20 protein-coding genes are annotated in these 23652 nt (G+C 63.0%); 6 read left to right on the top strand and 14 right to left on the bottom strand.

The genetic code is table 11. The features are described 5' to 3' along the window. Positions 1-3: 3 nt before the first annotated feature. The 6 genes from ABVV53_RS07585 to ABVV53_RS07560 all read right to left on the bottom strand — a co-directional run bounded on the left by ABVV53_RS07585 (position 4) and on the right by ABVV53_RS07560 (position 5660). Positions 4-864 (bottom strand): TrbG/VirB9 family P-type conjugative transfer protein, encoded by an 861-nt coding sequence (locus ABVV53_RS07585; protein ID WP_353983787.1) that lies wholly within the window; start codon positions 862-864, stop codon positions 4-6. Next, the gene (locus ABVV53_RS07580; RefSeq protein ID WP_353983786.1) at positions 861-2096 is read right to left on the bottom strand and encodes a TrbL/VirB6 family protein; all 1236 of its coding nucleotides are present in this window, start codon (positions 2094-2096) and stop codon (positions 861-863) included. Before ABVV53_RS07580 ends, ABVV53_RS07585 begins: the two co-directional genes overlap by 4 nt. A 4-nt stretch (positions 2097-2100) precedes the next feature. Next, complete coding sequence (locus ABVV53_RS07575) at positions 2101-4518, bottom strand: VirB4 family type IV secretion/conjugal transfer ATPase (protein WP_353983785.1); 2418 nt, start codon at positions 4516-4518, stop codon at positions 2101-2103. 16 nt (positions 4519-4534) lie between these two features. After that, a complete protein-coding gene (locus ABVV53_RS07570; RefSeq protein WP_353983784.1) occupies positions 4535-4816 on the bottom strand; it encodes a VirB3 family type IV secretion system protein in 282 nt (93 codons plus the stop codon). After that, positions 4816-5139, bottom strand: a complete 324-nt coding sequence (locus ABVV53_RS07565; protein ID WP_353984200.1) for a TrbC/VirB2 family protein — start codon at positions 5137-5139, stop codon at positions 4816-4818. Before ABVV53_RS07565 ends, ABVV53_RS07570 begins: the two co-directional genes overlap by 1 nt. A gap of 158 nt (positions 5140-5297) precedes the next feature. Next, positions 5298-5660 carry a hypothetical protein gene (locus ABVV53_RS07560; protein WP_353983783.1) on the bottom strand — a complete coding sequence of 121 codons (363 nt, stop codon included), beginning with the start codon at positions 5658-5660 and terminating at the stop codon, positions 5298-5300. Positions 5661-5948: 288 nt separating this feature from the next. On the opposite strand from ABVV53_RS07560, the gene ABVV53_RS07555 reads away from it, so the two are divergent. Together ABVV53_RS07555 and ABVV53_RS07550 are read left to right on the top strand one after the other, a co-directional pair. Continuing rightward, a complete protein-coding gene (locus tag ABVV53_RS07555; RefSeq protein WP_353983782.1) occupies positions 5949-7550 on the top strand; it encodes a hypothetical protein in 1602 nt (533 codons plus the stop codon). A gap of 75 nt (positions 7551-7625) precedes the next feature. Continuing rightward, the gene (locus tag ABVV53_RS07550) at positions 7626-10346 is read left to right on the top strand and encodes a TonB-dependent receptor domain-containing protein (protein ID WP_353983781.1); all 2721 of its coding nucleotides are present in this window, start codon (positions 7626-7628) and stop codon (positions 10344-10346) included. 195 nt (positions 10347-10541) lie between these two features. Here the strand turns inward: ABVV53_RS07550 and ABVV53_RS07545 are convergent, their stop codons facing one another. Further along, positions 10542-11216, bottom strand: coding sequence for a response regulator transcription factor (locus ABVV53_RS07545; RefSeq protein WP_353983780.1), 675 nt, complete (start codon positions 11214-11216; stop codon positions 10542-10544). Between the two features lie 206 nt (positions 11217-11422). Between ABVV53_RS07545 and ABVV53_RS07540 the strand changes: the two genes are divergently transcribed. Both ABVV53_RS07540 and ABVV53_RS07535 read left to right on the top strand, forming a co-directional pair. Then, a complete protein-coding gene (locus ABVV53_RS07540; protein WP_419956768.1) occupies positions 11423-12301 on the top strand; it encodes a UDP-2,3-diacylglucosamine diphosphatase in 879 nt (292 codons plus the stop codon). Next, positions 12298-13362, top strand: a complete 1065-nt coding sequence (locus tag ABVV53_RS07535) for a glycosyltransferase family 4 protein (protein ID WP_353983778.1) — start codon at positions 12298-12300, stop codon at positions 13360-13362. The genes ABVV53_RS07540 and ABVV53_RS07535 overlap by 4 nt, the downstream gene beginning before the upstream one ends. A 326-nt stretch (positions 13363-13688) precedes the next feature. Here ABVV53_RS07535 and phoB read toward each other — a convergent pair whose 3' ends face one another. The 6 genes from phoB to ABVV53_RS07505 are packed head-to-tail and all read right to left on the bottom strand — an operon-like array spanning position 13689 to position 19187. Next, a complete protein-coding gene (gene phoB / locus ABVV53_RS07530) occupies positions 13689-14375 on the bottom strand; it encodes a phosphate regulon transcriptional regulator PhoB (protein ID WP_353983777.1) in 687 nt (228 codons plus the stop codon). Then, a complete protein-coding gene (gene phoU / locus ABVV53_RS07525; RefSeq protein WP_353983776.1) occupies positions 14372-15064 on the bottom strand; it encodes a phosphate signaling complex protein PhoU in 693 nt (230 codons plus the stop codon). Before phoU ends, phoB begins: the two co-directional genes overlap by 4 nt. Before the next feature lie 11 nt (positions 15065-15075). Further along, complete coding sequence (pstB, locus tag ABVV53_RS07520) at positions 15076-15837, bottom strand: phosphate ABC transporter ATP-binding protein PstB (RefSeq protein WP_353983775.1); 762 nt, start codon at positions 15835-15837, stop codon at positions 15076-15078. A gap of 3 nt (positions 15838-15840) precedes the next feature. Continuing rightward, the gene (gene pstA, locus ABVV53_RS07515; RefSeq protein WP_474100950.1) at positions 15841-16725 is read right to left on the bottom strand and encodes a phosphate ABC transporter permease PstA; all 885 of its coding nucleotides are present in this window, start codon (positions 16723-16725) and stop codon (positions 15841-15843) included. Then, the gene (gene pstC / locus ABVV53_RS07510) at positions 16718-18091 is read right to left on the bottom strand and encodes a phosphate ABC transporter permease subunit PstC (RefSeq protein ID WP_353983773.1); all 1374 of its coding nucleotides are present in this window, start codon (positions 18089-18091) and stop codon (positions 16718-16720) included. The genes pstA and pstC overlap by 8 nt, the downstream gene beginning before the upstream one ends. 52 nt (positions 18092-18143) lie before the next feature. Beyond that, entirely contained in the window at positions 18144-19187 is a 1044-nt protein-coding gene (locus ABVV53_RS07505; protein ID WP_353983772.1) for a substrate-binding domain-containing protein, read from the bottom strand. A 349-nt stretch (positions 19188-19536) separates the two neighbouring features. On the opposite strand from ABVV53_RS07505, the gene ABVV53_RS07500 reads away from it, so the two are divergent. Continuing rightward, positions 19537-20955, top strand: coding sequence for an OprO/OprP family phosphate-selective porin (locus ABVV53_RS07500; protein ID WP_353983771.1), 1419 nt, complete (start codon positions 19537-19539; stop codon positions 20953-20955). Positions 20956-20983: 28 nt separating this feature from the next. On the opposite strand, the gene ABVV53_RS07495 is transcribed toward ABVV53_RS07500, so the two are convergent. After that, positions 20984-21970: a sensor histidine kinase gene (locus ABVV53_RS07495; protein WP_353983770.1), complete on the bottom strand. Its 987-nt coding sequence runs from the start codon at positions 21968-21970 to the stop codon at positions 20984-20986. A 218-nt stretch (positions 21971-22188) separates the two neighbouring features. On the opposite strand from ABVV53_RS07495, the gene zwf reads away from it, so the two are divergent. Continuing rightward, the gene (gene zwf, locus ABVV53_RS07490; RefSeq protein ID WP_353983769.1) at positions 22189-23631 is read left to right on the top strand and encodes a glucose-6-phosphate dehydrogenase; all 1443 of its coding nucleotides are present in this window, start codon (positions 22189-22191) and stop codon (positions 23629-23631) included. Positions 23632-23652 lie beyond the last annotated feature (21 nt).

The following is a 23652-nucleotide window of genomic DNA, read 5'->3' as shown; positions in this document are numbered from 1 at the left end:
GGATCAATGCTCCCGTATGGGCGAAGGCGCGGCCGAGGCAGCGGCAACCGAAGTCTGCGTCACTTTGCCTAAAGGCCCGGATGTGCCGGCGTTCATGACGGCCGGCGCTGGCGCTGCAGGCCGCTGGTTCTCGATCGTCGCCTGCGCCTTGCCTGAACGCAGCAGGATGGCCTTGGGAACGTCGTCGAGAACAATGGTGCGCCCGCGCACAGAGTAGTTGACCGGCCCCTCCTCGCCCTTCTCGTTCAGCACGAGAATGGCAGGAACCTCACTTTTCTCGCCCCACAGCAAGTATGTCGCGCTGCCGTCGTCGTAGATGCGCGCAGGGAGGATCTTCGTGTCGCCCTTGGGGCGCCAGGCGAAGTTCAGCGCGGCAGGATCGACCGGCGTCTCGGCGGGACCGCCGCTCAGCACCGCCTGCTCGTCCGGCGTCAGCCCCGCAAGGGCGGCACCTGCGGCCCCAGCCTTGTTCTTCGGCTCATCCTTGTAGGTAAAGCGCAGCAGGTAAACCGGCTTTGTCTTGGGAGATGCGACCAGATCGAAGAAGTACGTGTGACGGTCGGTAACGACGGTCATGTTCGTGCGGGCGCCATTCTCCAGCGGCTTCACGAAGAGCAAGTCTGCGCGCTTGTTGGGGGTGATCTGCCACGCAGCGGAGTCCCCTACGGCGACGTTCTCGATCGCCTCGCCCTCACCGAAGGAGATCGTGGCCTGCACGCCCGGACGACCGTCGATGCGCACGACTTCGTTCTCGGCATACATGTGATGGACCAGGCGGTCGTCACCGCCGGCGGCAGATGCAGGTGCGCTCAGGGCGCATAGCGAAGCCGCGGCCGTGGCGGCGAGAAGAATGCCGCGGATCATCGTATCATCTCCTTTGCAGGGTGCCCTGTTCGGGCTTTCCCCGTATCATTCGAAGGGCGGAAGCGGCTGCCGATGCCCCTCGCGCGTGAGACGCTGCTGCCACCCAGCGGAGCGATGCCACCTCCGCTGACTTGAGTGACAACGGTGCGCCGCTCACCCGACCGGCCGGTTGTCTCGCCTTGCGAGTGGATCACCTCAACCGGTGCACCGACGGCAGCGGCAAGCGCGGCGCGGCGGGGCGAGGCTGCGCCGGCGCCGTTCGCGGCGCCTCCCGTCATGTAGGGTTGAGAAAGGACGGCTTCCTGGCTGGCCAGGACCGCGCCGCGCTCAGCCCGGTCGGACTTGCCCAGACCGAAAACTTGCCAGCCCGACACCATCGTACCGGCGACCTTGAGGACCATCACCATCAGCGCACAGTGCACTGCCGAGACTAGGAACAGAGCCATTGCGGCGCGCCCATCGATGTCGACGAGGTTGCTCGCCAGCGAGCGCACGATAGGCACGAGAAGCTCCAGCGTGATGCTCCCCGCCAGCACGACGAAGAGCGGCGTCAGCGCTGTCAAGACCACTCCCCGCAGCCAGCCGGCCGTGAGGCCCCGAGTGCCGCCGAACAACGCCATGACCACGAAGATAGGGCCGAGCGCCATCAGCACCGCCAGCGCGATCCGCGCCGTTAGCAGCACGCCGACAGTTCCGAGCAGCAACAGCAGTCCACCCATCCACATCACGCTTTCAGGCGTGAACAGGCCTTGGCCCGATCCCGCGACTTGGGCCGCAGCTTGCGCCCCGGCCGCGCCCTGACCGTTTCCTGCGCTCTCCGCGATGGCGCCGAACACCAGATCGATGCGATCTCCGAAGATCTGGGTGGCCGATCCATCAGTGCCGGTCAGCACCGAGGCAACCCAGTCGGGGCCGCCGACCGCAAGATTCCACATGACCCCCTGATACGCGACCCAGCTCGTCGCAAAGGTCAGCACCAGCCCGAGTGTGAGCATCCGCGGTGTGAGCGCGGAGACGCCCAGCGTCGAACGTCCGGTCAGCAGCGAAATCGCGAAGAAGGCGATGTAGAGCGTGAGCAGTATCGTAAGCACCGGGGCCATCGCACCATCGGCGCCGAAAAGGCGGCCAAAGGCGGAAGCGGTCGTCTCTCCGGCAATGCAGTCGACTGCGCGGAGCGCAGGTCCGACGCCTGCCGCAGCGACTTCGGTCAGTTGATCACATGCACTTGCCACGCGCCTACTCCGCAGCCTCGGCCCACAAGCCGGGCTGGTCGGAATCTGCAGGCCATTCCATGCCGGTCAGGACGGGATACCAGTTGGCGGGGTCGTCCCCATAACGCTCCCGCAAGCTGTCGAGCTTGCGCACAGTGCTCTCGCGCCCGGAAAGGACGGTCAGCACCTCGGGCATGCCCGAAAGGTCGAGACGCACCACGACAGAGGCGTCGGACTGACGGATCAGGAAGCAGCGAGAGTGCGCGGGCAGCGTGCGGATCACGTCCAGTTCGTGCTCGGAGAGGCCAAAGCCTTCGCAATAATCTTCGGCCCGGGCGCGCGCGTTCGGCATGAACAGCATCGTCGCCGTCTGCTCTACAAGCGCAGTGGCGATCCGGCTGTCGAGGGCGTCGCGCGCCGACTGCGTAGCAAAACCGACCAGCGCATTGCGCTTGCGCAGCGTCTTGAGCCAGTCGCGGATACGCGCAGCGAAGATTTCGTCATCGAGCGCCTTCCAGCCCTCGTCGATCAGGATCATCGTGGGTTCGCCGTCGAGCCGTTCCTCGATCCGGTGGAACAAGTACATCATCGTCGGCGTCCGCAGGCGCGGGCTCTCCAGCAGCGCGGTCATGTCGAAGCCGAGCTTGCGGGCCGAAAGGTCGAGACGGTCCGTAGCATTGTCGAACAGCCACCCATGCTCGCCGCCGACGATCCAGGCGTCGAGGCGCGAGGCGAGATCACCGGGCTCGGGACGACGCGAGCCGGCGAGCAATTCTCGGAAGTGCGAGAGGCGGCGCAGCGAGGGGTCATTGTGATAGGCCGCATCCACGGCGCCGGCGATGGTCGCGAGTTCCTCCGGGCCGCGCGCCTCCAGCAACACGCCCAACCAGTCGCGCAGGAACGCGCGGTTCGAGGCGGTGTCGGGCAGCGAGAGCGGATTGAAGCCGGTGGGGTAGCCCGACGCGATGCGGCTGTAATTGCCGCCGATGCCGCGGATGAAGACCTCGGCGCCACGATCCTTGTCGAACAGGATCGTGCGCGGATCGAACTTCTGCGCCTGCGCGGCGAGGAAGTTCATCACCACGGTCTTGCCCGAGCCCGACGGGCCGATCACGGTGAAGTTGCCGAGATCACCCTGGTGGAAGTTGAAGAAGAACGGCGTCTGGCTGGTGGTGGCGAGCAGCGTCACCGCTTCGCCCCAGTGGTTACCGCTAGCCTGACCCATGGCAAAGCCGTGCAGCGAACCGAAGCATGCCATGTTGGCGCTGGAGATCAGCGCCCGGCGCACGAGGAAGCTCTCGTTCCCGGGCATCTGGCCCCAGAACGCCGGCTCTAGGTTCACATCCTCGCGCACCGCAACGGCGCCGGCGTCAGCCAGAGCAGCAGCGCACAAGGCGGTGGCTTCGTCGAGCACTTCGAGGTTCGGGGCACGGACGAGAACCGAAAGGTGGTGGTCTCCGAATCCGACGGCGCCAGTGCCAAGGGCATCGCGAGCCGAACTCATCTCGCGGCGTTCCGACATAGCCTCTTCATCGGCCGACTTGAGGCGGCGAATGGCGAGATCGATGCGCTCACGGGCAATCTGGCGATCGGATGGAGCGTAAGTCTCAGTCAACACTAGCTCGCACGGCAAGCGCAGCAAAGGATCGGTGAGCCCGGGTGCAGTCGAGTCCGGATAGTCTTTCAGGCTCACCAGCGAGCCGAAGCTCACACCATTGGCGCCGCGCAGCTCCAGCGCGTCCATGCCGAAGTTGACGCGGCGATAAGGGAGCATATGGCCAACGTCAGCCTCGTCGGCAGGACGACGCACCGGGCGCATTTCGCCATTATAGAGCGCGCTTAGAAGCTCCAGCACTTCCGAACAGCGGCCAGCAGGGCTCTCGTAATCGCCCAGCTGACGCGCCCCGTAGGCACCAAGCGAGGCCGTCATAGCGCTCGCAGCGGAGCGCAAGGCACGGACATCGGCGATATCCGCTTCGACCGGACCGGCGCCCTTGCGCTTCATCATGCGGGACATCTTGTCGGCCCATCCGGCCTTACCGCGCGCGGGACGACGGACCAGCGTGATGAATTGATCGTTGACAAACAGTGCACCGGAACTGGTGCGCTGCCGCCAGCGCGCGTCGATGTGTGCTGTAAGCGGATCGGCGAACTGGCTCTCCAGTTCAATCTCGACGCGGCGGCGAATGACGTGGTGGTAAAGGACAAAGCGCGCATCGAGTGAAGAGCGCAAAAGCACTTCTCGCGTCGCAGCGTGGGCATTGAGCTCGTCAGTATCAGCGGTTTCGAAAGCGAAGCCGGGTACCATCAGCGAGAGCATGACCGAACCGTCGCGCAACAGCACAACATTCTCGTCCACCAGCGCAAGATAGGGCAGCCGGTCACCGACCATTGCTTCCTTGCGGCCCCAGGCCTTCAGATGCGGTACTGCGCGCTTAGCCATGATATCCCCCCGCCGCTCAGGGCGCGTAGCTGTTGCAGCCCCAGCGAGCCCAGTTAGGCACGCGCGGGCATTTGCTGACCTTCGCGATCCACAGATCGAACACCCGCGGCTCGCGCAGGCAGCCCATGTAGCCGACGCCGTGCATCGCCAGCGCGGCGGGCAGCGCCCAAAAGCTCTTGGTGATGAGGAACACTTCCGTCGTCACCGCGGCGTTGATGATGAAATAGCTGTAGGTGACGCCCGCGAACATCTGCGGCCGTGTCAGCGCGCGATGCACGGTGTAGCGGGCGAGAGTCATCAGCCCGCCGCCGCCGACTGGATTCCCGTGACGATCGCCCCAGCGCCGAACAGGACGAAGCAGCCGACGATCACCGTCGCTCCAAAACGCCAGTTCATACGACCCGTGAGCATCATGAAGCCCACCGCGGCAACCGCCATGACGGCGACCGCCGTCGCGACGTTGCCAAGCAGTGTGCCCTGAAGCCATCCAAGTGCTGCAACAATCGGCCCGCTACCGGCGGGGTCATGCGTGGTGACCGCCTGAGCCTGCGCGGCGACGGGCGCGAGCATGGCAACGGCAGCCGCTAAAGCCTTAGCCGCATAGGGGAACTTGCGTGTCATCATATCAGCGTATCGAATCACCGGACCCTCCGTTGAGGAGCGAATAGCCTGCGTTCGATGACAACTCTGTGACTGAAATACCTAGGGGTGCTTCTCCCCGGACTTAACCGTAATCTTCAAGCCGACGACAATTATGACAAGTGCCGCCGGCCTCAAGATCAGCGTGCAGCTTGAGCAGTGATCCTCTGCAGCCGCGCAAGGGCGCTGCGAGCCGCCTCACGGGAGTCCATCCAGGTCCCATCCGCCAGTTCAAGTTCGTAACGCTCCCGGCTGGCAATCGCAGCGCGGAAGGCAGCGAGCGCTTTGTCGGTCGCGCCCTGCTGCGCATAAGCAGTACCCAGATTTATCAGCAGCGCCGGATCGTTGCTTTCGCTGGCGCTGCCTTCAAGCTTCCGAATGGCTCCATTAGCGTCGCCGGCGGACAGCTCGGTGTACGCGACGTCAGATACGCCCGCCTCCTCGACAGCAGCAGGAGGAGCGTGAGCCATGGCGGCAGCCAGTATGATTGTAGTCAGTGACATGTGCGACTCTCCCTTTCATCGTTTTGATAAGGGAGCTTCCGCCCCTGCGGGTGTTTCCGCAACTAAATGACGCAAGTGTCATAAAACTGAAATGTTAGGGCGAGGTAATTGGCGCGGTGCTGATTCGCGGCGCAATCCGGGGCATCTGACACTTCCGTCACTCCAGTGTCACTGACTTACACAAAAGTGTCATGTCAGCGCCAACAAACTGTCACCCAGCGCGCCTAACACGCCCTCCAGCGGCGGCGGAATCGCCCCGTGGTTCGACCTTCCAATGGGGGATTCATCGTGAAGAACATCCATGGCCTGCTGCTAGTAGGCTGCAGCGCGCTCGCACTCGCCGGCTGCGGCCCAAGCGATCTCGCATCGCCAGGCACCAGCGGCGACGTCATCGTCAACAACCCCGCGCCGACTCCTGCACCAACCCCCACGCCGACCGGCGGCACCGGCGTTGTTGCAGCCTCCGCTTGCCCCTCCATCGCCACGTCCACGCAGCTCGCCGACGCCGGCGTCATCTCCGGCCCGACCGGTAGCTACCGGGTTTGCAACCTGCCTAGCGTGATCGATCGCTCCATCACGCTCCCCAAGGTCGCTGGCCTTGTCTATCAAATGAACGGCCGCGTTGACGTGGGCTGCGATGGTGGTTTCACCGCGCCCACGACCGCTGCTCCGTTCGCGACCTCGACGGTCGGCTGCTCCACCGCCAACCTGACCTCCGACACCAACGTCACGCTCACCATTGAGCCAGGCGTCATCATGGTCGGTGCTCCCGGCGCTTCCTGGCTGGCCGTCAACCGCGGCAACCGCATCTCGGCGGTTGGCACGGCGACGCAGCCGATCGTCTTCACCAGCCGTGACAACGTCATCGGCCAGGTGAACGAAAACTCGCAGGGTCAGTGGGGCGGCGTGGTGCTCATGGGACGCGCGCCGATCACCGACTGCGCCACCGGTTCAACCACGTCCGGCAACTGTGAGCGCCAGACCGAAGGTGCACAGAACCCCGCACGGTTCGGCGGCAACGACAGCGGTTATAACGCCGGCCGCATGAGCTACGTCCAGATTCGTTACTCCGGCTTCATCCTGAGCGGCAACTCGGAACTGCAGGCACTCACCACCGAAGGCATTGGCAGCGGCACGACGCTCGACCACATCATGAGCTACAACAGCTCGGACGACGGCATGGAAGCGTTCGGCGGCACCGTGAACATGAAGCACTACATTGCAGTAGGTGCGGACGACGACAGCCTCGACGTGGACGTCGGCGCACAGATGAATCTGCAGTACGCTCTGCTCATCCAGCGTGACGGCAAGGGCGATGGGCTGTTCGAGATCGACTCGAACGGCAACGAAACCGACACCCCGCGCACGAAGCTGGCAGTGGCGAACTTCACCGCCATCCAGCGCCAGGTTAGCAGCAATACCGAGAGCAACGCCCAAGCCTCCGCACTCTTCCGCGGCAACTCCGATATAACGCTGGTCAACGGCATCCTGTTCTCGCCTAACAACGAGTGCATCCGCCTGCACGGCACGGGCGCTACCCCGGTCACGCTCAATGCGATGTCGGTGGTGCTGACCTGCAGCTCCGACAGGAAGTTCATCGGCACCGGCAGCTACACCCCTGCGCAGGTAGAGAGCATCTTCTCCGGCGGAACGAACAATAACGCTGGCTTCACGAGCACCCTGATGAACGGTTTCGTGAATGGCGCCAACGAGGCGGCTTTCCGGGCAACCGATCCAAAGACTGTTTCGGCGTTCTTCGACACGACCAGCTACATCGGCGCCGTGCGCGATGCCAGCGACACCTGGTTCGCCGGCTGGACTTGCAACAGCGCCGCTGCCGACTTCGGCACCGGCAACTCGGGCGCGTGCACCTCGCTGCCGACCACCTGAGGCAAGCTGCCTGACTAATGCGGGGGCGGCTTTCTGGCTGCCCCCGTCCTTGCATTTGGAACTAGGGGAATTCCGATGTCCTTGACGTCGCGACTGGTGGGCGCTCTCATTCTTTCGACAGCTCTCGTATCGCCTTCACTGGCCTACGCGCAGGCCGATCCCAACTCACCCCCAACGCAGCCGCCGGTTGGCGCCGACGTAGGGGAGCCTGCCGACACCGTCGACGAGGCACCGGAGATCTCCGTTCCTGGCGGCGACATCATCGTTACGGGACGGCGCAGCCGGAACGTCGTGAAGTCATCCAACCAGGTCATCTCGGTTCTCTCGACTGAGGACATCGCGCGAACAGGTGAAGGCGACATCGCCGGCGCTCTGGGCCGCGTAACTGGTCTGTCCGTGGTGGGCGACGGTCTCGTGTACGTACGCGGCCTGGGCGATCGCTACTCGCTGGCCCTGTTGAACGGATCGCCCCTGCCGAGCCCCGAGCCGCTGCGCCGGGTCGTTCCGCTCGACATCTTTCCCACCGGCGTGATCGCCTCTTCGCTCGTCCAGAAGAGCTACTCGGTGAACTTCCCCGGTGAGTTCGGCGGCGGCGTCATCAATCTTACCACGAAGGCGGTACCCGAGGAGTCGTTCCTCACGATTTCCGCCGGCGGCAGCGTCGACACGGAGACCACCGGTGAGACCGGCTACAGCTACTATGGCTCCAAGACGGACTGGACCGGCTTTGACAACGGAAGCCGCGATCTCACTCCCTCGCTCCAAGAGTATTTCGACAGCGGCGCGCTGGTGAACCAGGACATCGCTCTCGGCCGCAAGATCGGCAGCGAACTGGCGCGTTTCCGGAACGTAGCCGTGCAGCGTGTGCGCGACTTGCCGCCGGCCTACTCGGTCGCGGTATCAGGCGGGACCTCGTTCGACGTTGGCGGCGCGCAGCTCGGCGTGATCGCCGCAGCCGGCTTCAGCAACAAATGGCGTAACCGCGAAGCGACGCAGCAGACGTCGAACAGCGCCGACTTGTCGCTCAACACTGACTTCACCCGCGTCAACACAGACAATCACATCATCGCCAACGGCCTGATCGGCCTGGGCGCTGAGTGGGGGGACAACCGGGTCCGCTGGACCAACCTCTATATCCGCGACACCATCAAACAGACGCGGCTTGGCCTGGGCAAGCGCTTCATCAGCAGCGCGTCTGCCGACTACATGCAGCAGGACACCGCGTGGTACGAGCGCCAGCTGATCGACACGCAAGTCGTGGCCGAGCTGAAGCCGATGACCGACCTGTCGGTGGAACTGCGTGGCGCTTATGCCAACTCCCAGCGCGAAGCTCCGTATGAATTCAGCCTCGAGTACGTGCGGACCAACACGGCAGCCGACCCCTTCGGCGATTTGTTCGTCAACAACGTCAACGGCAACACCGGCTTCGCGAATGTCAATTTTTCGGACCTCAACGAAGACCTGTGGTCCGGCGGCATCGACATCACCTATCAGGCGATGCCGGGCGTCGCGCTGACGGTTGGCGGTCTCTTCAGCGATACCAACCGCGTCAGTTCGCGCCGTGCCTTCACCTTCCGCGCCTCAGGCACCTTCCCGTCAGCAGCGGCCGTACTGCGGCCTGACCTGCTGCTCTCGCCGGGTCTGATCCTGGGCACGACCACGGACAGCGACGGCAACCCGCTAGCCACACCGGTTGGCGGCATTGACCTGATCGAGGTGGATACCGCTAGCCCCAAGTTCCGCGCGAAACTCCGCAATTACGCCGGGTATGCCAAGCTGAACTGGGAAGCCACCGATGCAATCAGCTTGGACGCCGGCGTTCGCTTCGAAAAGGCTCGCCAATCGGTAGAGGCCGTTCAGGTCTTCGCGGACTCGACCTCGCTGCCAAGCTCGCCAGCGCTGCGCAACGACTACTGGCTGCCGGCGGCCACCCTTACGTATCAACTTCAGCCCGATCTGCAGGTACGTCTGAGCGCCTCGAAAACGATCGCCCGGCCCCAATTCCGCGAGCTCATCTATCAACCGTATTTCGATCCGGAGAGCAACCGCCAGTACCTCGGTAACCCGCTGCTGACCGACAGCCAGCTCTACAATGCCGAAGCCCGGGCTGAATGGTACTTCGCGCCCGATCAGCGGCTTTCGGTCGCCGGGTTCTTCAAGAAGATAAAGAATCCGATCGAATCGTACGTGTTCGTGATCTCCGATGAACTGATCACCAGCTACGCGAATGCTCCTGAGGCCCAGCTCTACGGTGCCGAGTTGGAGCTGCAGAAGTACTTCGACCTGAGTGCGATGGGCGGTTGGATGTCCACCCGGCGCGGCGTGGCCATTGCCAACTACACCTACTCCCACTCCAAGCTGAAGGTCAGCGCGGACGATACGGTTGCGATCTTCCCGCAAGCGGCGGCCACGTCGGCGACCGATTACTTCCGCGACGGCGCGCCGCTCACCGGCCAGTCCGACCACATCGTCAATCTGCAGCTTGGCCTGGAGAACACCGAGCGGCTCTCGCAGCAGACCATCCTGTTCAGCTTCGCCAGCAACCGAGTGGTGAGCCGCGGTCTCAACGGTTCGATCCGCCTGCCGGACGTCGTGGAGAAGCCCGGCGTGCAGCTCGACGTGGTGCTGCGTGAAGGCGTGGACTTCCTGGGTCAGGACGTCGAGCTGAAGTTCGAAGCTCGGAACCTGCTCCGCACGCGCCACCAGGAATATCAGTCCAACGGCACCAACCGGATCGAGATCAACAGCTACGACGTGGGACGGATCTTCTCCCTCTCCGCAGGCATCAACTTCTGACTTTCACCGGGAGGCATATCGCCTCCCAACGGCACCTTGAAGCCCGGCTGCAGAAATGCAGCCGGGCTTTCTTTTTTGTGATAAAGCAGCGCGGCTCAGGCTCAGCGTCTGGGGAAAACTGCCGATGCTCCGCCGCGCCGACTGACGCTGCAGGCGGCTATGTTGCTACTTCGGACCTGAGCAGCTGACAGTCGTTCAAAGTTCGTCGAAAACGTAGCCGAGGGACCGCACTGTGCGAAGCGGATTGCCGGCACCAGCGGCCTTCAAGGCGCGCCGCAGCCGGCCGATCCAGACATCCACGGTTCGCTCGTCAATGGCGGGCTCTTGCTTGCCCAAAGCGGCAATCAGCTGCGCACGAGTAAATACCCGTCCGGGATGCTCCACAAAGTAGCGCAAGAGCCGAAACTCGTTAGGCATCAGGGCAATACCCTTGCCCCGCCAGCGCGCCTGGAACGCAGGAATGTCGATCACCAAGTCGCCCAAAGCCACGCGTCGACCATTAGCCTCGCCGGGATCAGTGAGGTTCCCCGACAGAATGCGGTCAAGCAGTGCGTTGCGCGTGAGCGGCCCGACTATGTAGTCGTCCGCACCGGTGCGAAGGGCGCGCTTGCGATCCTCCTGATCGTCCTCTTCGAGCACCATGGTGATGTGAGCTGCCGCCGTCTCTGGATCGCAGCGCAGTCGACGGCACAGCTCAAGACCGGACATCTCCGGAAGCACCCACTCCACGAAGGCCCACAGCGAACCTTCAATCAACGGGAGTTGAGAGGCCAAGCTCCAGCGGTGTAGCACCAGCTCAATATCGGCGTGACGAAACGGGGCGAAGCCACCCTCCACTTCGCCGGTCAAAAGAATATCGATGCGCCCCATGGCCCCCTCATTCGCCCGCGTCGCTTCTGGCTTCTATGTATGACGGACGGGTGACAGTTCGGCGACGCTTGAATGAAACCGTGCGTGGCCGAAATATCCAGGGAAAAACGGTTTCAACGTCATCGAACTGACCGCGAAGCGTCACGAGTACGAAACGCGAGATGCGTAAAGTGGGGTTCAGCAGCAAAGGATTTCATGCCTTGCAGATTGACGCCGGTAGCGTGCTGACCCGCTCTCTCCTTCCGTTTGCTTCCGGGAATATCCCGGACTGGCTTGACCTGCCGGATCCGAAGTCTTTCCGCCCCAAGCGAAAGTACCGGACCGTCTGGATCTCGGACGTTCATCTCGGAACACGCGGCTGCAATGCCGAGATGCTGGTGGACTTCCTCCGCTCGATGGAGTGCCAGACGCTCTATCTTGTCGGGGACATCGTCGACGGTTGGCGATTGCGCAAAGGCTGGTACTGGCCCGACGCGCACAACGAAGTCGTGCGACGGGTGCTGAAGATGGCGCACCGAGGCACGCGCGTTGTTTTCATCGCGGGCAACCACGATGAAATGCTGCGCGATTACGCCGGCCTCTCGTTTGGTGGCGTCGAACTGGCCTTGGAAGCGGTCCACGAGACAGCGGACGGCCGCAGGCTCCTCATTACGCACGGCGATGCATTCGATGGCATCGTGCTCTACGCCCGCTGGCTCGCGTTCCTTGGCGACAAGGCCTACAGCCTGCTGCTGCGCGCCAACATCCTGTTTAATGTTGTGCGGCGGCGCCTGAAGATGCCGTACTGGTCGTTGTCCGCCTACATGAAGAAGCGCGTCAAGAACGCGGTTCAGTTCGTGTGCAGCTATGAGGAAGCGGTCGCGCAAGAGGCGCTCTCGCGCGGGCTCGACGGAGTGGTGTGCGGTCACATCCACTGCGCGGAAATCCGTCAGTTCGGCGGCATCACGTACTACAACGATGGCGACTGGGTAGAGAGTTGCACTGCGCTGGTCGAAGATGCTCTGGGCGTGATCACGATCATTGACTGGGCGGGCGAAAAGGCCGCCGAACAGGCCGCTCAACTCGAGGCAGAGGCCGCGGCGTGAACCTGGCCATCGCGACGGACGCGTGGTTCCCGCAAGTAAACGGGGTAGTCCGTTCGCTCTCGACAACGCTCGACCTCCTGCGCACGCGCGACCACAGCGTGAAGGTGATTGCTCCGCACGCCTTTCTCACCGTTCCGATGCCGGGATACGCGACGATCCGCCTGGCGATGGCGCCACGCTTTCGCGTTCGCCGAATGCTTGACGCAATGCGGCCAGAACTGGTGCACATCGCGACCGAGGGGCCGATCGGCTGGGCGGCGCGCGGCTGGTGCCTTTCCCGCCGGGTGCCGTTTACATCCGCCTTTCACACGCGCTTCCCCGAATATGCGGCCGTACGCACGGGCATCAGCGCAGAGCGTTTCTGGCCCATCATGCGCCGGTTCCATGCTCCGAGCAGTGCGGTTCTGGTCTCGACCCAAAGTTTGGCCGATGAACTCGCCTCCCGCCACATTGGTCCGACAATGCTGTGGAGCCGCGGGATCGATCATGGGCTGTTTCGCCCGGAAGGTTGCCGGCACCCGGCCATGAGTGGCCTGGCAGGTCCCGTTCTACTCAACGTCGGTCGGGTTGCCGCGGAAAAGAACCTCGAAGCTTTTCTCGAGGCCAGCATCCCCGGCAGCAAAATCGTTGTCGGGGGAGGTCCCGCCCTGCCTATGCTGCAGCGCAGGTATCCCGATGTGCTATTCCTAGGCGAGCTTTCGGGTGAGGATCTCGCCAGCGCCTACCGAGCAGCCGACTGCTTCGTGTTCCCGAGCCGAACCGACACCTTCGGCCTTGTGGTCATCGAAGCGTTGGCCTGTGGAGTGCCTGTCGCAGCCTACCCTGTGTCCGGCCCGGCAGACATCCTCGGCCTCACCGGGCGCGGCGTCGATGGTGGACTGGCCGGCGCTGCTGGTGCCTTGGATGAGGACCTGGGGCGAGCGATCGCTCGTGCTCTGACGCTCGACCGCGCCGCCGCAGCACACCTCGGCTCCCGTTTCTCGTGGGAGAGCGCAACCGATCAGTTTGAAGCGGCAATCAAAGTTGCGCTCGCAGACAGCGAAGCACGCCGCGCAGCCTGAGCCGCCTCGTCAGCGAAAGCCAATGCTTCGCAAGTCGTCGACACCTCACCTGCACTGCCTGTACGAGCCCCTGCAGCGCCACCACGAGCGCGGCAGTTCCGGTGACGCCATCGGACGGCGACCCCCCACCGAAATGGCATATCGACCACCTGCCGGCCCTCGAATATATCGACACACGTCGTATGTTCGCTGTCGGCGTCTCCGACGACCAGAAGGATAGTTTCTCCTGTGCCATCGGCCAACCAGTGCGGAGTCCTCGATCAAGCGAGTGCAGCGGTCAGCTTGCTAGCCATTGCACCGGCACAAAGGGAGGAAAGCGGCAGCCGTCAGGTTACGTCCATCGCGTAGCCCGCCGCTCGGACAGTGCGCACCGGATCAACGTCGCCCGGCCGATTGATAGCCTTGCGCAAGCGGCGAATGTGGACGTCCACGGTGCGTTCGTCGATGTCGGAGTCCATGCCCCAGACCCCGTCGAGGATCTGTTGGCGCGAAAGGACCCGATTGGGACGCTCCATGAAATAGCGCAGCATCTTGAACTCGGTCGGCCCCAAGTGCAGCGCTTCACCGCCGCGACGCACCCGGTGAGACGTGGGATCCAGCTCTATGTCCGCAAAGCTGAGATTGTCGCCCGCCAGGGAAGGCTGCGACCGGCGCAGCAGCGCTTCGATCCGCGCCATCAGTTCACGGGGGCTGAAGGGCTTCGTCACATAATCGTCGGCACCGGTCTTAAGGCCGCGGATGCGATCCTCCTCTTCGCCACGCGCGGTCAGCATGACGATCGGGATGCGCGCTGTCGCACGATCCTTGCGCAACTGACGGCAGACTTCGATTCCGGGGACTTGCTCGATCATCCAGTCCAGGATGATCGCATCCGGCATCTGCTCACGCACCATGAGCAGCGCCTCTTCGCCATCCCCGGTGGAGCGGACCTCGTAGCCTTCGGCCGAGAGGTTCCACGAGAGCAGGTCGCAAAGCGCCCTGTCGTCTTCGACTACAAGAACAGAAGCGCTCATATCGCAGAATCCTTCTCGTCCTTGGCGTCTCGCTCGGAACAGTACTCACCGGTCGCGGCGTAGTAGACCATCTCCGCGACGTTCGTGGCGTGATCGCCGATGCGCTCTAGATTGCGGGCCACGAAGAGAAGCTGCGCGGCGCTGCTGATCGTCGCGGGGTTCTCCATCATGTGCGTCAGGAGCGAGCGGAACAGCGTGTTGTAGAACTGGTCCAGCTTCTCATCGCGGCGGATCACTTCAACCGCCAGCATCGCATCGCGCGAGCCGTAGGCGTTCAGCACGTCACGCACCATGCCTTGCGCGATCTCGGCCATGGCCGGAACCAGAGTGATAGGCTCAACCTTGGAGCGCCCCTCCAGTTCGTCCACACGCCGCGCGATGTTCTTCGCATAATCGCCGATGCGTTCGATGACGCCGGAGATCTTAAGCGCAGCGATCACATCACGCAGATCGTCCGCCATCGGCGCGCGCAGAGCAATCGTGCGCACCGCCAGGCGATCGACTTCGGCTTCGAGAGCGTCCAGGCGAGCGTCGGCCGCAACGACCTTTCGCGCAAGATCGGCATCGTGACGCGTGAGGGCCTCGATGGACTCACGTATGGCCACTTCGGCGAGACCGCCCATTTCAGCGATGAGGCCGCGCAGCTGGCTGATCTCGCTATCGAAGGACTTGACGGTATGGTCGACCATGGCGCTTCCTCTCAGCCGTACCGGCCGGTAATGTAATCTTTGGTCCTCACTTCGCGCGGATTGGTGAAGATCTGGCTAGTTTCGCCGTATTCGACCATTTTTCCCAAGTGGAAAAACGCGGTCCGTTGTGAGACACGCGCCGCCTGCTGCATCGAGTGCGTGACGATGACGATCGCGTAGCGGTCTTTGAGCTCCTCGATCAGTTCCTCGATCCGCGCGGTGGCGATCGGGTCAAGCGCGGAGCACGGCTCGTCCATGAGGATGACCTCCGGACTGACGGCAATGGCACGTGCGATGCACAAGCGCTGCTGCTGGCCACCGGAGAGCGCGGTGCCCGCGTCCGTAAGACGGTCCTTGACCTCGTTCCACAAGCCGGCGCGCGTGAGTGCCTTCTCGATGATGATGTCCATGTCCGCCTTGCCTTGTGCAAGTCCATGGATGCGCGGCCCGTAGGCGATGTTCTCGTAAATGCTCTTCGGGAACGGATTTGGCTTCTGGAACACCATACCCACCCGTGCGCGCAGAGCTACGGGATCCATCTCCTTGTCGTAGATGTCTTCTCCATCCAGCAGGATCTGCCCCGTCACCCGCGCCCCGGCAATCGTGTCGTTCATGCGATTAAGCGTGCGCAGGAACGTCGACTTCCCGCACCCGGAAGGTCCTATGAAGGCGGTGACCACGCCGTTGCCGATGTCGATCGAAACGTCGTCGATGGCCTTCTTGTCACCGTAGAAGACGTCGACGTTGCGTGCAGTCAGTTTTGCTTTTGTCATACCCTACCAGCGGACTTCGAACTTGTTGCGAAGGTAGATGGCCAGCCCGTTCATCGCCAGGAGGAACATCAGCAGCACGATAATAGCGGCGCTCGTATTCTGAACGAAGCCGCGGTCGATCTCGTCCGACCACAGGAAGATCTGCATCGGAAGCACGCTCGAAGGGTCCGTGATACCGCTCGCTGGCGTCGCCACGAAGGCGCGCATGCCGATCATCAGCAAAGGAGCAGTCTCTCCCAGCGCGCGCGCCATACCGATGATCGTGCCGGTAAGAATACCGGGCAGCGCCAGCGGCAGCACGTGGTGGAACACGGTCTGCACCTCACTGGCGCCTACCGCTAGCGCGGCGTTGCGGATGGACGGAGGCACCGCCTTGATCGCGTTTCGCCCGGAAATGACTATGATCGGCATTGTCATCAACGCCAGGGTGAGCCCGCCCACCAAAGGCGAGGAGCGCGGCAGGTTGAACGTGTTGATGAACACCGCCAGCCCCAGCAGGCCGAAGATGATCGATGGCACCGCCGCAAGGTTGTTGATGGAGACTTCGACCCAGTCGATCCACTTGTTCCGGGGGGCGAACTCCTCAAGGTAGATCGCTGCCAGCACGCCCATCGGGAAGGAAAGCAGCAGCGTCACCAGCATGGTAAGGAACGAGCCTTTGACCGCGCCCCAAACACCGGCTGCGTCCGCGTTGGTCGCATCCGAGCCGGACAGGAACTCCCAGTCGAGCCCGCCCAGACCGTTCTTCAACATGATGAACAGCAAGACGGCCAGAAACAGCAGCGAGAGCACAATCGCGCCGAGGCCGACCAGTCTGAAGCGTCGCTCCGCAGCGTGACGCCGGGCGATACGCTTGATCATCGCCGGCGATTGCCAGGTGTTACTCATAAGCTTCCCGGAAGCGCTTCACCACGCGAAGCGCGATGATGTTGAGGATCAGCGTGACGACGAACAGAACCAGACCCAGGGCGAAGGCCGACAGCGTCTTGGGACTGTTGAATTCCTGATCGCCCGTCAGCAGTTGCACGATCTGGTAAGTTACCGTGGTCATGGATTCCAGCGGATCCGCGGAAAGGCGCGCCGCAGCACCCGCGGCCATGACGACGATCATGGTTTCGCCAATGGCGCGACTGATCGCAAGCATGACGCCAGCGACGATACCGGGAAGCGCGGCAGGCAGAAGGACCTTCTTGATCGTCTCGGACTTCGTCGCTCCCATCGCCAGCGAACCATCGGCCATCGCGCGCGGCACGGCGGCGATCGCGTCATCCGCCATTGAGGACACGAACGGGATGATCATCACGCCCATGACCAGGCCAGCGGCGAGCGCGCTCTCGGTGGAAGGATTGGCATAGCCCAGCGAACTTGCAAGGTCGCGGATTGCTGGCGCCATTGTGAGCGCTGCAAAGTAGCCGTAGACCACAGTCGGGATGCCGGCGAGAATCTCCAGGATCGGCTTCAGCACCTTCCTGGCGCGTGCGTCTGCGTACTGCGTTAGGTAGATCGCGCTCATGAGGCCCAGCGGTATGGCGACGATCATCGCGATAATGGCGCCGATGTAGATCGTGCCCCAGAACAAAGGCACGGCGCCGAAGTTGCTGTCAAGATCGTTGCCGACCGCATTCGCCGGCGCCCAGTGCGTGCCTGTCAGGAAGGCGATCGGCGACACGTCGCGAAAGAACAACCCTGCTTCGAAAACCAACGAGGCGATGATCCCCACCGTCGTGAGCACTGCCAGCAGCGATGCGCCCAGCAGCAGCAGCATGACACCTCGCTCCACGCGGGTGCGGGCAGGAAACCTGCTACGCACCCGTGTAAAAGCGTAGCCGCCTCCTGCCAGAGCCACGATGCCCACCAGCGCGGCGCCGAGCAGGCCGAACCGCAGTTGCGCCGCACGCATCGGCTCTGCGAGCTGCGTCGACAGCGGGGTGAAGCCGATGAAGCTTGGGTCTGCAGCGACGCTGCGCGCTTCCGAAAGGATCGTAGCACGCTGCATCGGTTCTTCAGGCAGGGCTGCTGCGGCAGGATCGTTAAGGACGGCCTGGTTGATGAGCTCTGGCGAGACAGAGGTCCAAAGCACCCACGTCAGCAGAGCTGGAACGACAATCCAGAGAACGACGTGCCAAGCATGATAGGTGGGCATCGAGTGCATCGAGCCACGACCAGTGTAGAGCAGGCGCGCGCGGGCGCGCGCCGTGAACCACCCGACAAGGCCAAGCGCCAGTATCAGCAGCAGGACGATGGGCGCGCTCACGATGCGACGGTGCCGTTCACTTCGCCTCGGCGGATCACTGCAGCTAGGTGGGTCACTTCAACTCGGAAGGATCGAGCGGGGTCATGTTGGCGACGACTTCGGCATTTCTTGAGCGCACATCCTCAGGCGCAATAACCATGCCCTTGTTCTTGAGCAGGCCATCAGATCCCCAGACCTTCGGCCAGGTGCCCATGTACTCGGCCAGCCCCTGAATCGGTCCGACGTGCGCCTTCTTCACGTAAAGATACAAAGGCCGAGCGCCGGGATAGGAGAAATCGGAGATCGTCTGATAGGTAGGCTCAACTCCCGACATCGGGATGCCCTTCAGAGTGTCGGGATTAGCCTCCAGGAACGAGTACCCAAAGATCCCGACCGCGCGAGGGTTCTGCGATATCTTCTGCACGATCAGATTGTCGTTCTCGCCGGCGTCGACATAAGCGCCATCCTCGCGAACCTGCGTGCAGATGGCCTTGAACTTGTCTTCGTCGGTCTTCTCGAGCGCGGCGGTCGCGGGATCCGCCTTGCAACCCGGCGTAAGGATCAGCTCTGCTAGCGCATCACGAGTTCCGGAGGTCGAGGGAGGGCCGTAGACGACGATCGGCATGTCGGGGAGCGCCGGGTTGACGTCCTTCCACGACTTGGCGGTGTTCGGTTTTCCATAAGGATTGGCAGCGATGGCCTTGTAAACGTCGGCCGGCGTCAGCGCCATGCCGGGACCGCCCTTCGCTTCGGCGAAGGCGATGCCGTCTATGCCGACTTGCACCTCCACGATTTCAGCCACGCCGTTCTTCTGGCACAGCTCGTATTCGGATTGCTTGATGCGGCGCGATGCGTTCGCGATGTCAGGGTGCGAAGCGCCAACACCTGCGCAGAACAGCCGAATACCGGCGCCGGTGCCGGTCGATTCGACGACTGGCGATTTCCCGCCGGTCTTCGCGTACTCTTCCGCCACCGCTGTGGCGAACGGGTAGACAGTGGAAGATCCGACCGCACGGATGTAATCGCGCGAACCACCGCCTGAGCCACCCGAACCACCGCAGGCCGCGAGGGCGAGCGACGAGGCGGCGACAAGCGCGAACGTGGTAATCTTACGCATTTGGGCGATCCCCTTGGAACTGGTGGCGCTCTATCCGGACGCTGTGACACTTTGATGACTAAGATATGTCAACCTTGGTGTCGACGCTCTGCGTATTGAGCCGTTTAGCTGCGTCGCAGCAACGGCATCGCCATCAACCAAGGCTGACCCTTCGCAGCGTCTTGCTGGTGCGCTTACTCCGGCTTGCAACTCGGACGCAACGACGGATCTTCTCCTCTTTGCGTGTCGGGGGTGTTGCACTTGTATTGCTCGGCCGTTTCGCTGATGGCGCGTCCGGCATGCGATTGTCGCACCCGCGTCAACTAGTTGTCACAGACACCCGGCCAGTTGGGCGAGAGGACCTGACCCTATGAATGCTCAACGTTCCATCGCCTTCCTGGCCATGACCGGGGCCGCCCTTTGCTGCACACCAGCGACGGCCGAACCAATCCCCACCCTCGACGACGCCGCGATTCGCGCCGAAGTCGAGCTGTTGCGTGCGCGACTGGATGCGCTCGAGAAGCGGCTGGGTAAGAGCAGGGATACTTCCCCGACGACTACAGTTGCTAATGAGGCGGGCAGCTCGGCTCCTGGTTCCGCGCCGATAGCGACTCCCGATCCGACTTTGGCAGTCTCTTCCCCTGTTGCCATTCAGTGGAAGGGTGCGCCTCAGATTGTGGAGGGTGACCGGAGCTTCAAGGTCAAAGGCCGCATCCAGGCGGATGCCGGCTACGTCTCCAAATCGGACGGCTTGTCCGACCAAGGCCTGGGCTTCGTCAACGAAGTCCGGCGGATCCGTTTTGGCGCGGAGGGAAGCGTCGGCGCCGGCGTCGGATACAAGCTGGAACTGGAACTTTCCGATAACTCTGTCGACCTCGTGGATACGTACATTTCATACAGGACCGGCGGTTTGCAGCTGCGCCTGGGCAACCAGAATCCCCCTTGGTCGCTGGATGAGCTGACAGGCGACACCGCAGGCAACGTAATGGAGCGTGCAGCCTTCACTGATGCGTTCAACTTTGAGCGACGCCTTGGCTTCACCGCCCAGTACACAGCTGGGTCCGTGCTCGGGCAAGCCGGCGTCTTCACCGACGACGTCTCCGCACTTGCGAATGCCAGTGATGGACCCTCTGGCGGCGACGAGAACAACAGCTACAGCTTGCACGGCCGCGTCGTCTATGCCCCTGAGATTGGCAACACACAGCTGCACCTCGGGGCCTCCGCTCACTGGCGACGGCTTGGCCGCATTACGGAAAGCGGCATCCGATACCGCCAGCGCCCTTATCTGCACGCCAGCAACACGCGCCTGATCGGAACCCCCTCACTGCTGGTGAACCGCGAACTGGGATACGGAGCGGAGGTGGCGGCCATCCACGGCCGCTGGCAGACAGCGGGCGAAGTCTTTACCCAAAGAGCGATCCGCAATGGCTTGCCGGATCTGACGTTCTGGGGTGGTTACGCAGAGCTCAGCTACTTCCTTACCCGTGACAGCCGCACGTACAAGAACGGCCAGTTCGGCACCACCAATCCAGCCACTCCAATCGACAAGGGCGGTCTTGGTTCGGTTCAGCTGACAGTTCGCTACGACTATCTGGACCTGAACGACGGATCGGTCGTGGGCGGCACGCAGGACGGCTACATCGCCGCGGTCATCTGGTCACCCCTAGCGAACCTGCGTTTCAACCTGAACTATGCCTATCTCGCGTATCGGAACGCCGTGGCGCTCCCGTCGGGAGACAGGTCATACGATGTACAAGTGCTGGGTACGCGCTTCGAGTTCGACTTCTAGGTCAGTTTCGCGAAGCCGGATCGCCTCGTCAGTCCTGCCGAAGCGGCAGCATCACCGAGGCGGTCGTTCCTGATCCCTGGCGGCTCGTGATATCGAAGCGGCCACGGTGGCGCTCAACTATGTGCTTCACGATCGAGAGCCCCAGCCCGGTACCGCCCGCAGCGCGGCTGCGGCTGGTGTCGGCGCGGTAGAAACGTTCCGTCAGGCGCGGCAAGTGCTCGGGCGCGATTCCGTCACCGTCGTCGTGGACGGCCAGCAGAAGCCAGCCCGTATTCGTCGCCTCCAGCGACACCTGCACGACGCCGTCCTTGCCGCCATACTTCAGGGCATTATCGACCAGGTTACGCAGCACTTGTGCAAGTTGGCCCCGATCACCAAGCACCGGGGCCTCTTCGCAGTTGGCGGAGACGGTAACACTGCCGCCGGTGCGGAATTCGCCTCCGACCTCGCGTGCTAGGGAGACCATCTCGATGCGCTCGGACGGAACTTCGTGCTTCACCGCTTCGATTCGCGAGAGCGACATGAGATCCGAGACAAGCGCCTGCATCCGCAGCGCTTCATGCCGGATCGTCTTCAGGAACCGCTCCCGCGTGGCCTCATCTCCGCCCGCCTTCGGGTTCATCAGCGTCTCGACATATCCGAGCACCGTGGCGAGCGGGGTGCGCAATTCATGGCTGGCATTCGCAACGAAGTCCGCGTGCGCTCGCGCGACACTGACCTGGACCGACAAGTCGTAAAGCGTCACCAGCCGTTCGCCGATGCCGATCACCTTGCAGTCGATCTCCCAGACACTTCCGCCGACCGATAATCCGGCAACCTTGGCGTTGCCCCCGCCGTCGCCCAGGATCACTGCGACGGCGCGTGGGTCGCGGATGGCGATACGCACATCCTGGCCCACTATATGAATGCCCAGCAGCGCCTTTGCCGCCGCATTGGCAAAGCTCACCTGCCCGCGCGACACGATAACCGCCGGGGTCTGGATATGCTCAAGAAGGTGTACGCCTTCGACTGCCATGCCCGGCCTCCTAATCTGCCGCGCCGCATTAGCAAAGTCTCTCGTGGAGGCGCATGCGAATATAGCCCCGCGGGAACCGTCTGCCAGACCAACCGCTCTAACGCGCAAACGGACGCTTGCCTTCGGTATGACCTATAATGCACCTATGGGCTGCGTCGCATCCCCATTCCGTCCACATCACAGTGCAGGAGAAATCGAGCCATGAGGCTGCGCTTCGCATGACCCGATTCACCGCTGACCGGCTGCTCCTGTTCGGTGCGACCGGCGACTTGTCCAAAAGAATGCTTCTGCCGTCGCTTTGCGCCCTCGATGCCGAGGGGCTGCTGGACCCTCGCATCGAGATCGTAGGTACGGCCCGCGCAGACCTCGACGACCACAGTTTTCGCAATTTCGCCCGTGAGGCGCTCGAACAGTTCCTCCCGGCTGAACGCCGTGGGGGCATGGCGACATTTCTCAACCGTCTCGTTTTTCAGCCTCTCGACGCCTCCAAGTCCGAGGGCTTCGACGAGTTGGCGGCGAAAGTGGGCACCCCGCGGGAGGGCCTCGCCGTCTTCCTTTCGACGGCGCCGAGCTTGTTTGAACCGACTATCGAGGGCCTCGTCGCCAGCGGTCTGGCCAACGGGCGCGCGCGGATCGCACTGGAGAAACCGCTAGGGACGAACCTTGCCTCCAGCCGCGTTATAAACGACGCCGTGGCCCGCGCTTTCCCGGAAGACCGCACGTTTCGCATCGACCACTACCTGGGCAAGGAGACGGTGCAGAACCTGCTTGCCTTGCGCTTCGCCAACCTGATGTTCGAGCCTTTGTGGAACGCCGCCCACATCGATCACGTGCAGATCACCGTTGCCGAGACCGTCGGCCTTGAAGGGCGTGTCGCGTTCTACGACGATGCCGGCGCTCTGCGCGACATGGTCCAGAATCATATGCTCCAGCTTCTGGCGCTGGTCGCGATGGAGCCGCCCGTACGTTATGAAGCGGGGCCTGTGCGAGACGAGAAAGTCAAAGTGCTGCGCTGTCTTCGCACGGTAGGGCCGGACGAGGTGGTCACTGGCCAATACCGGGCGGGCGCCATCGGTGGAAAGGCCGTGCCCGGCTATGATGAAGAGTTGGGCAAGCAGTCCGACACCGAGACGTTCGTCGCGATCAAGGCCTACCTCGACTGCTGGCGCTGGAAAGGAGTGCCGTTCTATCTGCGGACCGGCAAGCGCCTGCCGCGGCGCACGACTGAGATTGTCGTCCAATTTCGGCCCATCCCCCACTCGATCTTCTCAGGGCGTGGCGCGCGGTCCGTTCCCAATCGCCTTGTGATCGGCATCCAGCCGTCCGAGAACATCCAGCTCACGCTAATGGCTAAGATCCCTGGCTTGGATCGCGATGGCTTGCGCCTCCGCCCGGTCCCGCTCGACATCGCGATGCCCGAAGCGTTCTCGGGACCGCAGCGGCGCATTGCTTATGAGCGTCTGTTGCTGGACCTCATCGAAGGCGATCAGACGCTGTTCGTGCGCCGCGACGAAGTGGAAGCGCAATGGGAGTGGATCGACGCGATCCGTTCAGGATGGGGGGAACAGGGATTGGAGCCCAGGACTTATACAGCCGGAAGCTGGGGACCCTCCGCCGCCATCGCTTTGGCCGAGCGTAACGGCGTGACATGGCACGAATAAGCCCGCAGTACGGAACCACCA

This window comes from Novosphingobium kalidii, from assembly GCF_040534015.1.
GTDB lineage: Bacteria > Pseudomonadota > Alphaproteobacteria > Sphingomonadales > Sphingomonadaceae > Novosphingobium > Novosphingobium kalidii.
The sequence above is the reverse complement of the archived record's forward strand: the minus strand, read 5'-3'. Positions and strand labels throughout refer to the sequence as shown.

Bases quoted from the DNA above. Each gene is read 5' to 3' on its own strand.
- ABVV53_RS07585 (WP_353983787.1), bottom strand. From the start codon at position 864: ATGATCCGCGGCATTCTTCTCGCCGCCACGGCCGCGGCTTCGCTATGC.
- ABVV53_RS07575 (WP_353983785.1), bottom strand. From the start codon at position 4,518: ATGGCTAAGCGCGCAGTACCGCATCTGAAGGCCTGGGGCCGCAAGGAA.
- ABVV53_RS07570 (WP_353983784.1), bottom strand. From the start codon at position 4,816: ATGACTCTCGCCCGCTACACCGTGCATCGCGCGCTGACACGGCCGCAG.
- ABVV53_RS07565 (WP_353984200.1), bottom strand. From the start codon at position 5,139: ATGACACGCAAGTTCCCCTATGCGGCTAAGGCTTTAGCGGCTGCCGTT.
- ABVV53_RS07560 (WP_353983783.1), bottom strand. From the start codon at position 5,660: ATGTCACTGACTACAATCATACTGGCTGCCGCCATGGCTCACGCTCCT.
- ABVV53_RS07550 (WP_353983781.1), top strand. From the start codon at position 7,626: ATGTCCTTGACGTCGCGACTGGTGGGCGCTCTCATTCTTTCGACAGCT.
- ABVV53_RS07545 (WP_353983780.1), bottom strand. From the start codon at position 11,216: ATGGGGCGCATCGATATTCTTTTGACCGGCGAAGTGGAGGGTGGCTTC.
- phoB (WP_353983777.1), bottom strand. From the start codon at position 14,375: ATGAGCGCTTCTGTTCTTGTAGTCGAAGACGACAGGGCGCTTTGCGAC.
- phoU (WP_353983776.1), bottom strand. From the start codon at position 15,064: ATGGTCGACCATACCGTCAAGTCCTTCGATAGCGAGATCAGCCAGCTG.
- pstB (WP_353983775.1), bottom strand. From the start codon at position 15,837: ATGACAAAAGCAAAACTGACTGCACGCAACGTCGACGTCTTCTACGGT.
- pstA (WP_474100950.1), bottom strand. From the start codon at position 16,725: ATGAGTAACACCTGGCAATCGCCGGCGATGATCAAGCGTATCGCCCGG.
- ABVV53_RS07505 (WP_353983772.1), bottom strand. From the start codon at position 19,187: ATGCGTAAGATTACCACGTTCGCGCTTGTCGCCGCCTCGTCGCTCGCC.
- ABVV53_RS07500 (WP_353983771.1), top strand. From the start codon at position 19,537: ATGAATGCTCAACGTTCCATCGCCTTCCTGGCCATGACCGGGGCCGCC.
- ABVV53_RS07495 (WP_353983770.1), bottom strand. From the start codon at position 21,970: ATGGCAGTCGAAGGCGTACACCTTCTTGAGCATATCCAGACCCCGGCG.
- zwf (WP_353983769.1), top strand. From the start codon at position 22,189: ATGACCCGATTCACCGCTGACCGGCTGCTCCTGTTCGGTGCGACCGGC.